At 58.2% G+C, this 13,161-nt stretch carries 16 protein-coding genes; 10 read left to right on the top strand and 6 right to left on the bottom strand.

Annotation, left to right across the window (positions count from 1 at the left end; genetic code table 11):
- The gene (locus J0M27_RS01205; RefSeq protein WP_294986644.1) at positions 1-1,710 is read right to left on the bottom strand and encodes an acetolactate synthase 3 catalytic subunit; all 1,710 of its coding nucleotides are present in this window, start codon (positions 1,708-1,710) and stop codon (positions 1-3) included.
- 164 nt (positions 1,711-1,874) lie between these two features.
- Here J0M27_RS01205 and J0M27_RS01210 point away from each other — a divergent pair, with 164 nt between their 5' ends.
- The 4 genes from J0M27_RS01210 (at position 1,875) to J0M27_RS01225 (ending at position 3,755) form a co-directional block, all read left to right on the top strand.
- Positions 1,875-2,438 carry an RNA polymerase sigma factor gene (locus J0M27_RS01210; RefSeq protein WP_294986965.1) on the top strand — a complete coding sequence of 188 codons (564 nt, stop codon included), beginning with the start codon at positions 1,875-1,877 and terminating at the stop codon, positions 2,436-2,438.
- Positions 2,435-2,821: a DUF3619 family protein gene (locus tag J0M27_RS01215; RefSeq protein WP_294986646.1), complete on the top strand. Its 387-nt coding sequence runs from the start codon at positions 2,435-2,437 to the stop codon at positions 2,819-2,821. The genes J0M27_RS01210 and J0M27_RS01215 overlap by 4 nt, the downstream gene beginning before the upstream one ends.
- 71 nt (positions 2,822-2,892) lie before the next feature.
- Entirely contained in the window at positions 2,893-3,309 is a 417-nt protein-coding gene (locus tag J0M27_RS01220) for a DUF3106 domain-containing protein (RefSeq protein WP_294986647.1), read from the top strand.
- A gap of 14 nt (positions 3,310-3,323) precedes the next feature.
- A complete protein-coding gene (locus tag J0M27_RS01225; protein WP_294986649.1) occupies positions 3,324-3,755 on the top strand; it encodes an RDD family protein in 432 nt (143 codons plus the stop codon).
- Positions 3,756-3,761: 6 nt separating this feature from the next.
- Here the strand turns inward: J0M27_RS01225 and lptG are convergent, their stop codons facing one another.
- Complete coding sequence (lptG, locus tag J0M27_RS01230) at positions 3,762-4,847, bottom strand: LPS export ABC transporter permease LptG (protein WP_294986651.1); 1,086 nt, start codon at positions 4,845-4,847, stop codon at positions 3,762-3,764.
- Positions 4,838-5,920, bottom strand: coding sequence for an LPS export ABC transporter permease LptF (gene lptF, locus J0M27_RS01235; RefSeq protein ID WP_294986653.1), 1,083 nt, complete (start codon positions 5,918-5,920; stop codon positions 4,838-4,840). Before lptF ends, lptG begins: the two co-directional genes overlap by 10 nt.
- A 121-nt stretch (positions 5,921-6,041) precedes the next feature.
- Here lptF and J0M27_RS01240 point away from each other — a divergent pair, with 121 nt between their 5' ends.
- Genes J0M27_RS01240 through J0M27_RS01250 form a run of 3 tightly spaced genes read left to right on the top strand, consistent with a single transcriptional unit; the run spans position 6,042 to position 8,381 of the window.
- Entirely contained in the window at positions 6,042-7,565 is a 1,524-nt protein-coding gene (locus J0M27_RS01240; protein WP_294986655.1) for a leucyl aminopeptidase, read from the top strand.
- Complete coding sequence (locus tag J0M27_RS01245; protein WP_294986657.1) at positions 7,562-7,999, top strand: DNA polymerase III subunit chi; 438 nt, start codon at positions 7,562-7,564, stop codon at positions 7,997-7,999. The genes J0M27_RS01240 and J0M27_RS01245 overlap by 4 nt, the downstream gene beginning before the upstream one ends.
- On the top strand, positions 7,992-8,381 hold the full coding sequence (locus J0M27_RS01250) for a hypothetical protein (RefSeq protein WP_294986659.1): 390 nt from the start codon (positions 7,992-7,994) through the stop codon (positions 8,379-8,381). The genes J0M27_RS01245 and J0M27_RS01250 overlap by 8 nt, the downstream gene beginning before the upstream one ends.
- Here J0M27_RS01250 and J0M27_RS01255 read toward each other — a convergent pair.
- Positions 8,378-8,986 (bottom strand): glutathione S-transferase, encoded by a 609-nt coding sequence (locus tag J0M27_RS01255; protein ID WP_294986660.1) that lies wholly within the window; start codon positions 8,984-8,986, stop codon positions 8,378-8,380. The two genes, J0M27_RS01250 and J0M27_RS01255, sit on opposite strands and share 4 nt — an antisense overlap.
- 145 nt (positions 8,987-9,131) lie before the next feature.
- On the opposite strand from J0M27_RS01255, the gene purB reads away from it, so the two are divergent.
- The 3 genes from purB to J0M27_RS01270 are packed head-to-tail and all read left to right on the top strand — an operon-like array spanning position 9,132 to position 11,421.
- Positions 9,132-10,499, top strand: coding sequence for an adenylosuccinate lyase (gene purB / locus J0M27_RS01260; protein WP_294986662.1), 1,368 nt, complete (start codon positions 9,132-9,134; stop codon positions 10,497-10,499).
- A gap of 1 nt (position 10,500) precedes the next feature.
- Positions 10,501-10,830 carry a DUF2322 family protein gene (locus J0M27_RS01265; RefSeq protein ID WP_294986664.1) on the top strand — a complete coding sequence of 110 codons (330 nt, stop codon included), beginning with the start codon at positions 10,501-10,503 and terminating at the stop codon, positions 10,828-10,830.
- A 3-nt stretch (positions 10,831-10,833) separates the two neighbouring features.
- Complete coding sequence (locus tag J0M27_RS01270) at positions 10,834-11,421, top strand: cytochrome c (protein WP_294986666.1); 588 nt, start codon at positions 10,834-10,836, stop codon at positions 11,419-11,421.
- A 73-nt stretch (positions 11,422-11,494) separates the two neighbouring features.
- On the opposite strand, the gene J0M27_RS01275 is transcribed toward J0M27_RS01270, so the two are convergent.
- A complete protein-coding gene (locus tag J0M27_RS01275; RefSeq protein WP_294986668.1) occupies positions 11,495-12,205 on the bottom strand; it encodes a cytochrome b/b6 domain-containing protein in 711 nt (236 codons plus the stop codon).
- The gene (gene secF, locus J0M27_RS01280; RefSeq protein ID WP_294986670.1) at positions 12,205-13,155 is read right to left on the bottom strand and encodes a protein translocase subunit SecF; all 951 of its coding nucleotides are present in this window, start codon (positions 13,153-13,155) and stop codon (positions 12,205-12,207) included. The genes J0M27_RS01275 and secF overlap by 1 nt, the downstream gene beginning before the upstream one ends.
- Positions 13,156-13,161: the final 6 nt, after the last annotated feature.

Below are 13,161 nucleotides of genomic sequence, written 5' to 3' on the forward strand. Positions count from 1 at the left end.
TTACAATTCCTCAGCCAGGATCATTTCCGACAGGCCCTTGCCGGCCGCAACCATCGGATACACGTTTGCCGTCTGATCGGTGAGGAAATCCATGAAGACCAGATCGTTCTTGTGTCTGGTAAAGGCTTCGCGTAGTGCCGGCTCCACGTCGGCAGGTCGCTCGATCTTCATTCCCACATGTCCGTATGACTCGGCCAACTTGACGAAATCCGGCAGCGCATCGACATAGGATTCCGCATAGCGATTGCCATGAAACATTTGCTGCCATTGACGCACCATGCCGAGGTAGCGATTGTTCAGGTTGATGATCTTGATCGGTAGTCGGAATTGCTTGGCCGTCGACAATTCCTGGATGTTCATCTGGATCGAGGCCTCACCGGTGACACACGCCACCGTGGCCTTGGGGTTCGCAAAACGGACGCCCATCGCATACGGCAGACCGACGCCCATGGTTCCCAGACCGCCCGAGTTGATCCAGCGTCTCGGCTTGTCGAATTTGTAGTATTGCGCAGCCCACATTTGATGCTGGCCAACATCTGACGTAACGAATGCGTCGCCGCCAGTAACCTCATAGAGCTTCTCGACGACATACTGGGGCATTATGATTTCCTTGCCCTGTTTGTACTTCAAGGACTTCTTGCTGCGCCACTCGTCGATCTGCTTCCACCATGTCGCCAATGCCTTGGCGTCGGGAACACCCGCTGATGCCTCAAGCAATTTTTGCAATTCGTCCAGCACATCGGGAAGATTGCCAACTATTGGAACGTCCACCCTGACGCGTTTCGAGATCGAGGACGGATCGATGTCGATATGGATGATCTTTCGCGCGACCTCGCCAAAATGGGCGGGATTGCCGATCACCCGATCGTCGAAGCGAGCACCGACCGCTATCAGAACATCGCAGTTCTGCATGGCCATGTTCGCTTCATAGGTCCCATGCATTCCAAGCATTCCGAGCGACTGCTTGTCAGTGGCCGGGTATCCACCGAGTCCCATCAGGGTATTGGTTACCGGATACCCGAGGGAACGGGCAAATTTCACCAAACGATCGGCGGCATCGGAAAGAATCACCCCGCCGCCCGCATAAATCATCGGGCGCTTTGCGTCCAGCAGCATCTGGACCGCCTTCTTGATCTGCCCACCGTGTCCTTTTACTACCGGATTGTACGAGCGCATGGAGATCATCTTCGGATATTCGAATTCGCACTTCTGATTCGTGACATCCTTTGGAATATCCACCAGCACGGGTCCAGGACGCCCTGTCTTGGCAATGTAAAAGGCCTTCTTCAGCGTAACCGCCAAATCCCGTACATCCTTGACCAGGAAATTGTGCTTTACGCAGGGCCGCGTGATACCCACCGTGTCGCATTCCTGAAATGCATCCTGACCGATGTAGGCCGTCGGGACCTGCCCGCTGATGATCACCATCGGCACTGAGTCCATGTGCGCTGTGGCAATGCCTGTTACGGCATTGGTCACGCCTGGTCCCGACGTCACCAGACAGACACCTATCTTGTTGGACGAACGCGAGTAGGCATCGGCCGCATGCACGGCAGCCTGCTCATGCCTGACAAGGACGTGCTTGAACTTGTCCTGCTTGAACAATTCGTCATAAATGAAAAGAACTGAGCCGCCGGGATAGCCGAATACGTATTCGACTTTTTCCTCTTGCAAGCACCTGATAACAATTTCCGCGCCAGTTAGTTGCATCGATTACACCTGTTACACTTTTTAAGTGAAACATATAACCATACTGACTCGTTCGCGAATGGTCAAGATTTATGTCGCCAATTTCCGTTCAGGGAATGACATTCTTAGCAGCTATAGTGCGACATTGGCGTCTATAAACTGAATGCAAGCTTCAGGAGAAGCTTCTGGGTTCCCGAACTGAGCTATCGGACTTCCTCGCCGGAGTGGAACGACGTGCCTTCAAACAGGCAATGTTTGCGATTCGCAACGAGGAAACGGCGCTGGACATCGTTCAGGACGCGATGATGCGCCTTGCAGAAAAGTACGGTGATCGGCCTGCTGTCGAATGGCCCATGCTGTTTCAGAGAATTTTGCAGAACGCCATCCGCGATTGCTACAGGCGCACAAAGGTAAGGTCCTTATGGACAACGCTGCTATCTTCGCTGTCCTCCGGTGAGGAAGATGAAGCGGATCCACTCGAAACTTTTGCCACTGACAAGGAGTCAGATGGGCTTCGGGGTCCCGAGAGAGAGTTCGAGCGGACGCAACTCCTTGGAACTATTGAAAAAGAGATAGCAAGACTACCGACACGTCAACGTGAAGCCTTTCTGATGCGTTATTGGGAAGAAATGGATATTGCCGAAACCGCTGCGGCCATGGGATGCACCGAAGGTAGCGTGAAAACGCATTGTTCGCGTGCAACTCATACTTTGGCCGCCGCGCTCAAGGCAAAGGGTATTGAGCTATGAATCAGGATGCAGAATTCGGTTACAAGACCAGACAAGTCCTTAACAAGGGTGTGGACTCCTTGGATAGGAAGGTTGCAGTTCGCCTTCAGGAAGCGCGCCAGAAGGCATTGAACATGCAGCGAGCGCCTGTTCGCGGTCTGCGTATGGCAGGCATTGGGCACAGCCTTGAACTGGTGGTCTTCTCCTACGCCAGGAATTTGCTCGCCGTCATGGCTTTGGTAATCGGCGCTACAGGAACGTATTACTGGAATGCTTTCGAACAAGCGAGGGAATACGAGGAAATCGACAGCGCCCTTCTTGCTGACGAACTTCCACCGTCCGCCTATCTTGACCGAGGCTTCCACGCATGGCTCGAACACGCCGCGGACTCGCCCTCGCAGTAGCGCTCTGGCTGGTTGCCCCGATCGGCAACGCAGCCATCGTACCTCCGCTGTCACAGCCATCATGGAGTGAGTTGAACGCGGAGCAGAAGCGTACGCTCGCACCGCTTGCTGGCGAGTGGGACAAGATGGAGGGATTCCGGCGAAAAAAATGGCTGGGGATTGCACAGCGCTACCAAACGCTCAGCCCCGACGAACAAACCCGAATGCAGCGCCGGATGACGACATGGGCAAAGCTCACGCCCGATGAGCGCAAGCTCGCTCGCGACCAGTTCAAGTCTTTGCAGAAGGCGCCTCCCGAAAAGAAGGAGGCGGTGAAGCTGAAATGGCAGGAATACAAGGAGCTTCCTGAAGGCGAGAAAGCCCGCCTGAAAACAGAGGCGGTGAGCAGACCGACTCCGCGCCCTGCCCCGTCCAAGACGGCAACCGCCCCCGTCATTGCGCCCGAAGCTGGCAGACAGGCCATTGGCGCTCCATCGACGACGCCATAGAGATCTCCTGTTCCATGGTGTCAGACTCTGAATACGCCTCCCCCGGACTCACTCGACGCATCGCCAGCATGGCTTACGAGAGCCTGCTCCTGCTCGGAGTGCTTTCCGTCGGGTTCATGTTGCCGCAACTCGTATTGGGAATTGGATTCAACCTGCTGCTGCCGGGCTGGGCCCTCCTAGGAAACGTGTTTGTCGTGGTCGGATGCTATTTCCTCTGGTACTGGCATCACGGTGGACAAACCCTAGCCATGCAAACCTGGAGGATCGGGATTTCTACTCCGAGCGGAGCCCAACCAAGCCTTCCCCGTCTGGCCTTGCGCTACGCACTGAGTTGGCCGAGCCTGATTTACTTCGGCGTGGGAATCCTGTGGGCGCTGGTTGACCGGGATCGGCAATTTCTTCACGACCGACTAGCCGGCACACGGCTGATATTCAAGCGGCGCTAGTGCGGCTCAGCGCCGCTCAACCCACCAAAGCAGTCCAGCCGCGGTCACCAGAAATATTACGCTTGGAGTAATAGCGGAAAAGAACGGCGGCCAACTGTTGATTACGCCAAGGCTCGAAAATAGCCCATTGAGCATATGAAAGCCGATGCCGAGCATGATGCCGGCAAATACTCTAATGCTGACTGCGCCCATACGATCCTGCATGTAGGCGAACGGCAGAGCCAGAACCATCATCACTATCGTTGCCAGGGGATAGATCAGCTTCTTCCATATCGCGATGTCGTAGCGATCGGTTTTTTGCTGATTTCCGCTCAAATGCCGGATGTACAGGTAGAGATTCACCAGGGACATCCTCTCTGGTACAACCATAAGCACTGCCAGTAGGTCAGGATTGAGTGCCGACTTCCATGTCAGTTCGCGGTACTTTTCGACATGGGCAGCATCGCCGGCAAACACTGTCCGCACGACGTCATCAAGCAGCCAGGTGCCATCCTTGACGTAGCGGCCGCCGTCGGCATGACTGATTGAGCGCAGTTGGAACCGATCGTCGAATTCGAAGACACGAACGTGCTGCAACGTTGTATCGGGTCGTACCTCCCGCACATTGACGAATGAGCGTTCGTCTCGAACCCACAATCCCGACCGAAACTCCTGCGCCACCAGCGCGCCCATTGCTTTCAGCCTCAGCTGCTGTGCCGCACGTTCCGAGGGCGGGGCGACCAGTTCACCGACCAGCAGGGTCAGCGCCGAAAACACAATGCCGATCTTGGCTAGAGCAACCAGGAAATCGCGGGTCGAAAGTCCGGCCGCACGCAGCACCGTAATCTCGGAGTGGCGCGCCAGTACCGTCAGCGCATACAAGGTGCCAATCAGCACTCCAATCGGAAACAGTTCGTATAGCCTTCCTGGCAAGGTAAGGACCACGTAACCCAAAGCATGCTGAATCTGGTAGCCGCCTTTGCCTATGCTTTCAAGCTGGTGGATCAGATCAAAAAACGCGAACAGCATCAGAAAGGCAAGCAGCACGAGGCCGGTCGTCGCATAGATCTCGCGCGCCAGGTGCCGTTCATAAACTTTCAGTTTCAGCGCCAACGCAGCCTCCCCCACGCAAGCGGATTCTGGCGACGATAAAAAAGAATGACAAGCAGAGCAAACATCCCGATATGGACCGCCCATACACCGATCTCGAAACGCAGTTTGCCTTGCGCAACCCAGGCCTGGCTTACGCTTAGCAGGTTGCTGTAGATCATGTAGGCAAGTAGCGCAAAAATGAGGTTGTTGGCGCGTCCCGCGCGTGGATTGACGAACGCCAGAGGTATTGCAAGCACGGCCAGGTTTAACGCCGCAAGCGGCAACCCGATGCGCCAGAGCAACTCGGCCAGATTGGCCGGTTGCTGGTCACGCAACAATTCCCATAGCGGTTTGGTACGGGGAGAATCCTCGAAACCCCGGGCCTCCTTGGTCTCGATCCGAACAAAGTATCGATCGAATTCCATTACCCGATACTCCGCCGTTCCCGCTGTGCCTTCATAACGACGGCCACGATCAAGAACCAGAAATCTGTCGCCGTTGCCCATCGTCTCAGTATGGCCTTGTGCAGTTGCCATGACACCTAGTCGGCCATGCTGGATCGAACTGATGAACACGTTCTTTACTCTTCCATCTTCGCCGGCCACGCTTTCCACGAAAAATACGCGATCGGCCGAACTGGATTCATTGAATGCCCCGGGCGACACCCGCGCCACGTCGTCCCGCTGATTCATGGTCTGGCGATAGGTTTCGCTTTTCCAGTTTGCCCAAGGCGCAAGCAGCAGGGAAAGTAGAGCGATCACCACCACTGGCGGTCCCGAGAACTTCAGAACGGGAACGACCCAGGACGTCAGGGGGATGCCCGATGCCAGCCAAACAACCATTTCCGAATCGCGATACCAGCGCGACAAGGTCATGAGCACGGCAATGAAGACCGTCAGGGACAGAAGCACCGGCAAATAGCTGATTGCCCGAAAGCCAAGCAATGCAATTACAGCTTCTGACGCCAGTTTGCCGCCCGCAGCATCACCCAGCAGGCGGATCAACTGGGTCGTCATCAGGATCGCGAATAGTGCGACGAAGACTCCCGCAGCCGTGTGGGTAAACTCGCGGATCGCGGCACGCTGAAAAATCATCGTTTAGCGGAACGTCCGCTTTGACATTTGGAGAAAACTTGAGGAATAATGACCAACAGCAACGAAATCGCCCGAAACATGATGCTTTCGTGGATTTCCAGCCGCCGGAAAGGAGTATGTTTTGGAATTTAGCATAAAAAGCGGAAGCCCGGAAAAGCAGCGCAGCGCCTGTGTCGTGGTCGGCGTTTTCGAGACGCGAAAGCTTTCTGCGGCGGCCGAAACAATCGACAAGGCCTCCCTGCAATTTCTAAGCGATATCCTCCGTCGCGGCGACATGGAAGGCAAAGCTGGAACCAGCCTCTTGCTCCATGGTGTTTCCGGCATCGAAGCGGACCGGGTCCTCTTGATTGGACTGGGCAAGGAAAAGGAATTCCGTGAAAAGGAATATCGTACCGCGGTAGCGACTGCAGTCCGTCAGCTCAATGAAACCGGCGGCTTCGATGGCACCGTGTTCCTGACGGAACTAGCCGTCAGGAAACGTGACGTGTCCTGGAAGATCCGGCAAGCCGCGCTGGTGGCGCAGGAGGCCCTGTATCGATTCGACCGACTCAAGTCGAAAAAGGAGGCGGTACGCCGTCCATTGCGCAAATTGACTTTCTTCGTCGCACGCCGCAACGAACTCGCCGCCGCCGAACTGGCGCTCGCACAAGGTCTGGCGATGGGTGCCGGCGTTGAACTTGCGAAAGACCTCGGCAATCTTCCAGGCAATATCTGTACGCCTGGCTATCTCGCCGACCAGGCTCGGCAACTCGCAAAACTGCATGGATTGGGCGTCGACATTCTTGACCGCGCCGACATGGAGAAGCTGGGCATGAACACCCTGCTTTCGGTGGCACGGGGATCGCACGAGCCACCGAAATTCATCGTCCTGCGCCACTCCGGAGGCCCGAGCGGCGCGAAGCCGGTGGTTCTTGTCGGCAAGGGCATCACGTTCGATTCCGGCGGCATTTCGCTCAAGCCCGGCGCCGATATGGATGAAATGAAATACGACATGTGCGGCGCCGCCAGCGTGCTGGGAACCCTCAAGTCGATAGCAATGTTGGAACTTCCGCTAAACGTCGTCGGCGTGATTCCTTCGACGGAGAACATGCCGGGTGGTGCGGCGACGAAACCGGGCGATGTAATCACCTCGATGTCGGGTCAGACAGTGGAGATACTCAACACCGATGCCGAGGGACGACTGATACTTTGCGACGCGCTGACTTATGTCGAGCGCTTCGAACCGCAATGCGTGGTGGATATCGCGACGCTGACCGGAGCCTGCGTGATTGCACTGGGCCACGTCGCGACGGGATTGCTGGCCAACAACGAAGCCTTGGCGAAGGAATTGCTGGATGCGGGCCAGGAGGCCTACGACAGGGCTTGGCAGATGCCACTTTGGGACGACTACCAGGAACAGTTGAAGAGCAATTTCGCCGACATGGCGAATATCGGCGGACGACCGGCCGGGACAATTACGGCGGCGTGCTTCCTCGCGCGATTCACGGAGAAATATCAATGGGCGCACCTCGACATCGCCGGCACCGCCTGGCGCTCCGGCAAGGATAAGGGTGCCACCGGGCGACCGGTTCCCCTGCTTAGCCAATTCCTTATCGACCGTGCCGGCACCGTGGAGGCGACAGGTCGCAAGCGCGGAAGGAAATGACGAACGTCGCTTTCTTTCATGGCGCTAACGACCGCCTGCAGGCCGCCGCGGACTGGTTGGTCCAGACCGCACATGAAAGTCGGTCGGTGGTGGTGTATGTACCATCCGGGGCGGATTGCCAACGACTGGATCGCCTGCTATGGACGGTCCCGGCGACAGGCTTCGTCGCCCACTGCATGGCTGATGATCGCCTGGCAGGCGAGACGCCGATTGTCCTTGCGTCCGCGCTGGAGAACCCCGCGCATGACGATTGCCTGTTGAATCTTTCGGATGAAATTCCGCCCGGATTCAGTCGCTTCCAGCAACTTGTCGAAATTGTCAGCGTAGATGATCGAGACCGCCTGCCCGGTCGGGAGCGCTTCCGCTTCTATCGCGAACGCGGCTATCCCCTGAGCAACGACGACATATCGAAGGGCTTCGAGTCAAATGGCTGACGACGACACCAGCGAGATCCTGCTCAAGGCCGATGCGCTGATCCGACGTTCCCGCACCTATGTCGCCGGCTTGCCTGCGGCGCGAGATCCGGTGACACCGCCGGAAGACGACTTGCCAGTACTAACGGAAATCGTCACCGAGCTCGACGTCGCTCTGGCCACGGCGCCTCCGCACATGCAGCAGCACCTAGACGCGCTGCGCGAAGAGTTGTCGCTCTGGCTTGAACAGGAATTGCCACACGCCGTGTTGAAGGTAACCGACGGACTCGCGGACCAGTTGATGGGCGAACTGACTCATCAGGCAGAAATGAATCTGCTGCCGAGACTCATGGCCCGCCTTGATGGCTCGGCCGACAAGCCCGACACGACGCCGGCGGACTAAGCCGGCGGGATGGTGTCTGCGAACGCCTGGCGCTGCATCAGCTTCTCGTAATATGCGGAGAGCTTGGGATGCTGACGCGCCCAAGGTATGTCACCTAGCCGGAACGACACGTAGCCGAGCGCGCAACCGACAGCGACATCCGCCAGAGACAGTCCATTGCCGTGGCACCATGACTGGTCTCCCAAATCGTCGGCCATGACCTTCAACGCCAGGCTAACCTTGCCTCGTTGACGTTCGGTCCACGAGGGGCTGCGCTCGCCATCGGGGCGTTTTTCCTCCAGAAACGCCGAAACGGCTGCATCCAGCACACCATCCGCAAGCGCCTCCCATCGCTTGACGCTAATCCGCTCACGGCCCGAAGCGGGAATCAGGCGATTGTTGGGTGCCACCGTATCCAGGTACTCGGCAATGACGCGAGAATCATATAGGGTACTGTCGTCGTCCAGGACGAGAACCGGCACCTTCCCAAGTGGATTGAGCGTGCCGACCCGGTTGTCACCCGCCCAGGGGTTATCGAGAACAAGGTCGTAGTCGATTTTCTTCTCCGCCAGCACGACACGGATCTTGCGGACGTAGGGACTGGTAAGCGAACCGATCAGTTTCATTGGGTCAAATCGCAAAGTTTTGGGGCGAGGAAACTATAACACGGGGGCCCGATGCCGCAAGGATTACGAAGCCGGCGCGGCCAAACCCCCATGCTAAAATTACTTTGCTTTCAGTGCCCTCAGCGCATCCTCCAACGCCATCGAAATGACACTTACCGCACTTACCGCACTCTCACCGCTGGACGGTCGCTACGCATCCAAAGTCGAAAGCCTGCGCATCCATTTCTCGGAATTCGGGCTCATACGGAATCGCGTCCGGGTCGAGATCGAATGGCTGAAGGCGCTTGCCGCAGGCAGCCAGTTCGTTGAATGTCCTGCCTTTTCCGCCGCCACGATCAAGCAACTTGACCAGATCGTCGCGGGATTCTCGGTCGCCGATGCGGATGCCGTCAAGGCCATCGAAGCGCGCACCAATCACGATGTGAAGGCGATGGAGTACTGGCTGAAGGACACGCTGGCCGGCAACCCGGAAATCATGCGTGTCAGCGAGTTCATCCATTTCGGCTGCACCTCGGAAGACATCAACAATGTATCCCACGCGCTGATGCTCAAGGATGCGATCGGCGGCAGCCTGTTGCCCGAACTCGATCGCCTGATCGCGCGCCTGTGCGACCAGGCCCATCAGTTGGCCGAACTTCCCATGCTGGCCCGAACCCACGGCCAGCCAGCCACGCCGACCACGCTGGGCAAGGAGATGGCCAACATTGCGGCGCGCCTGATGCGGGCCCGCAAGCAAATTTCCGCCGTCTCGCTTACCGCCAAGTTCAATGGCGCCGTAGGCAACTACAACGCCCATCTGTCGGCCTACCCGGATGTCGATTGGGAGAGCTTCAGCCGCGGCTTCATCGAATCCCTTGGGCTGGAGTTCAACCCCTATACCATCCAGATCGAACCGCACGATGCGATGGCCGAACTGTTCGATAGTATGGCGCGCGCCAACACCATCCTGATCGATGCCGACCGCGATATCTGGCAATACATCTCCCTGGGCTATTTCAAGCAGAAGCTGAAGGCCGGCGAAATCGGTTCCTCGACCATGCCGCACAAGGTCAATCCGATCGACTTCGAAAACTCCGAGGGCAATCTCGGACTGGCCAACGCGATACTGCACCACCTTGCGGAAAAGCTGCCGATCTCCCGCCTGCAGCGCGACCTGACCGATTCCACCGTGCTGCGCAACATGGGCGTCGCCTTCGGCTACACCCTGCTCGCCTTCGACTCCACCCTGCGCGGCCTGAACAAGCTCGAAGCCAATCCGCAACGGCTTACCGAGGACCTGGCCGAAGCTTGGGAAGTGCTGGCCGAACCGGTGCAGACCGTGATGCGCCGCTTCGGTGTGCCGAACCCCTACGAGCAGCTCAAGGAACTGACGCGGGGCAAGGGAATCGAGCAGGCCGCCCTGCGCGAATTCATCGCGAAACTGCCCCTGCCGGAAGCCGATCGCCAGCGCCTGCTCGACATGACGCCGGCGTCTTACATCGGCAAGGCGGCCGAATTGGCGAAGCGGATCTGAGATGGCCTTCGCTGACAACCTGAAGCAACTGCCGCGCATTTCCCATCTGGCGGCGATCCAACTGCTTGACGGCAATTCCACGGTGGTCGCTACCATCGAAAACAAGCCGGGACAGGCCGGCTCTTTGGCTATCTACAACCACCTGGGTCAAATCTACGGCGCGATCACCGCCGAGGCCGCCCGCAAGGGGCTCGACCTTTACGCCGAGCACACCGAGGACGCCCGCCAGAACCCCGGCAAGCATCCCAACATCGACCGCCTGCTGGCATTGACAGCGGGCGAAGGTGGTTTGCTGCGCGTCAAGCACCTGTTCGCCACGACGATCGAGTAGGCCTTGCCCCTGCTGGCCGCGGGGCTGCGCCGCGGATCGGCAGATGTATGGAATAGTCGGCGGCGGTCGACCGTGTATCCCATGCCGGATCCTGCTGGCCGTTCCTTGGACAGAAAAGGAGTACTGGATGAAATTAACAAATTCGTAGTTGCGGCACTCGCCATTGGCCTCACCAGCACCGCCATGGGTCAGGTTATCGGCAAGGCGGAAGACCAGATTCGCTGGCGCCAGTCGGCCTATCACACCATGGCATGGAGCATGGGTCGCATCAAGGCCAATGTCGAAGGCACCTACAGCAAGGATCAGGTAATCGAGGCCGCCAATGTGATTCTGGCCATTGTCAACTCGAAAATGGGCGCCCTGTACCAACCCAACACGAATACCGGCAAGGGCTGGAAGGAAACTCGCGTCAAGCCTGAGTTTTTTGCCGACAGGGAAACGCCGGGCAAGGTGGCACAGGGTCTTGGCAAGGAAGGCAATGAAATGGCAAAAGTCGCCGCCACCGGCGATCTTGCCGCGATCAAGGTGCAGTTCGGCAAACTCGGCGAAGCCTGCAAGGCCTGCCACGACAAGTTCCGCAAGGAAGAATGACTACGTCCGATTCCTGGCTGAACAAGGCCGCTCGGGGAGTGGCCTTTTTTCGTTCAGCACCCGTCGTTCAGTACTAGAAATCCGGGGCACTGCCGCTCGCCGGTATCACCGGGGGCGGTAGCGGCAGCCAGGCGCCGCTGGCGCCATACAACGCCGCCAGGCCGATCGCCAGTGCAATGCAGAAGGCCGCGACGCCACCGCCGATTGCAGTGTCGCCAGCGCCGCCCGCCTGGATACCGCTTCGCATAACTTTCTGGCCGGTGATCATCGGCATGATCAGGGTTTCCTTCTTGAACCGGACGTAGAAGACGATCGCGGCGAGGTGCGCCACCACCAGCAGGATGATCAGCGGTTCGACCAGGCGATGGATGCCCACCACGCGGTCCGAGAGTTCCTTGCCCACAAGGGCATACAACGGACCTTCGAAGGCGATGTCGTCGTTGGCGAACAGGCCGGTCGATACCTGCAGCAGCAAGGTGCCGAGCATCGCCAGGACGGAAAGTGCGCCCAGTGGGTTGTGTCCCTCGCCGTGCCACTGGCCACGCAGGCAGGCAACGATGGCAGAGGGTCCGCGCACGAACTGAAAGAAGGGGGCATAGGTGGAACCGACAAAACCCCAGACCAGCCGGAATGCCAGCAAGCCCACCACCGCCAGGCCAAAGCGGCCATGCCAGACCATCGCATTGCCGCCGATCTTGGCGCTGATGAAAGACCCGGTCACGCATGCAGCCAACAGCAGGTGAAACAGCCTGGTTGGCAGATCCCAGACCAGGATACGCTGCATCAGACGACGGCTTCCTGCTTCTCGACCTTGGCCTGGACGAACTGCGCGCGCGACACGCCCATCCACATCACCAGCGGACTGGCGACCAGCACCGACGAGTAGATGCCGAAACAGATGCCGATGGTCAGGGCCAGCGCGAAATAATGCAGCGCCGGCCCGCCGAAGATCAGCATCGAGGTGACCATCATCTGCGTCGAGCCATGCGTGATGATGGTGCGGGAAATGGTGCTGGTGATCGCATGGTCCAACACCTCCGGCGTCGTCAAGCCACGTTTCTTCTTGAAGGTTTCGCGCACGCGGTCGAAGACCACCACAGATTCGTTCACCGAATAGCCCAGCACCGCCAATACCGCGGCCAGTACCGGCAGGGAGAATTCCCACTGGAAGAAGGCGAAGAAGCCGAGGATGATCACAACGTCGTGCAAGTTGGCGATGATGGCGGAAACGGCGAAGCGCCATTCGAAGCGGAACGCCAGGTACAAGACGATGCCGACAATCACCAGCAGCAAGGCCAGCGCGCCGTCCTCGGCGAGTTCCTTGCCGACTTGCGGCCCAACGAACTCGACCCGTTTGAGTTGTGGCGTCATCGCCGCCGCCGTAACGCCAGCGCCGACTTTCATCAACGAGGCCATGACCTGCTCGCCGACCTTGGAGCTTTCGGCGCCCTTGGCCAGCGGCACGCGGATCAGCACATCTCGTGACGAGCCGAAGTTCTGAACCTGCGGATCGGCAAACCCGTCGCTCTCCAGTTGCTGGCGAATCTGACGCAGGTCGGGCGCCTGGGCATAGCCGACTTCCATCAGCGTGCCGCCGGTAAACTCGACGGAAAAATGCAGCCCTCTGGTCGCCAGGAAGAATACCGCGGCGATGAATGTGATCAACGAAATGATGTTGAACACCAGGGCATGGCGCATGAAGGGAATGTCTTTGCGTATGCGGAAAAATTCCATCATGCC

Origin of the sequence: Sulfuritalea sp. (genome assembly GCF_017302275.1) — a bacterium.
GTDB lineage: Bacteria > Pseudomonadota > Gammaproteobacteria > Burkholderiales > Rhodocyclaceae > Sulfuritalea.

Bases quoted from the DNA above. Each gene is read 5' to 3' on its own strand.
- J0M27_RS01205 (WP_294986644.1), bottom strand. From the start codon at position 1,710: ATGCAACTAACTGGCGCGGAAATTGTTATCAGGTGCTTGCAAGAGGAA.
- J0M27_RS01215 (WP_294986646.1), top strand. From the start codon at position 2,435: ATGAATCAGGATGCAGAATTCGGTTACAAGACCAGACAAGTCCTTAAC.
- J0M27_RS01225 (WP_294986649.1), top strand. From the start codon at position 3,324: ATGGTGTCAGACTCTGAATACGCCTCCCCCGGACTCACTCGACGCATC.
- lptF (WP_294986653.1), bottom strand. From the start codon at position 5,920: ATGATTTTTCAGCGTGCCGCGATCCGCGAGTTTACCCACACGGCTGCG.
- J0M27_RS01245 (WP_294986657.1), top strand. From the start codon at position 7,562: ATGACGAACGTCGCTTTCTTTCATGGCGCTAACGACCGCCTGCAGGCC.
- J0M27_RS01250 (WP_294986659.1), top strand. From the start codon at position 7,992: ATGGCTGACGACGACACCAGCGAGATCCTGCTCAAGGCCGATGCGCTG.
- J0M27_RS01255 (WP_294986660.1), bottom strand. From the start codon at position 8,986: ATGAAACTGATCGGTTCGCTTACCAGTCCCTACGTCCGCAAGATCCGT.
- purB (WP_294986662.1), top strand. From the start codon at position 9,132: ATGACACTTACCGCACTTACCGCACTCTCACCGCTGGACGGTCGCTAC.
- J0M27_RS01265 (WP_294986664.1), top strand. From the start codon at position 10,501: ATGGCCTTCGCTGACAACCTGAAGCAACTGCCGCGCATTTCCCATCTG.
- J0M27_RS01275 (WP_294986668.1), bottom strand. From the start codon at position 12,205: ATGCAGCGTATCCTGGTCTGGGATCTGCCAACCAGGCTGTTTCACCTG.
- secF (WP_294986670.1), bottom strand. From the start codon at position 13,155: ATGGAATTTTTCCGCATACGCAAAGACATTCCCTTCATGCGCCATGCC.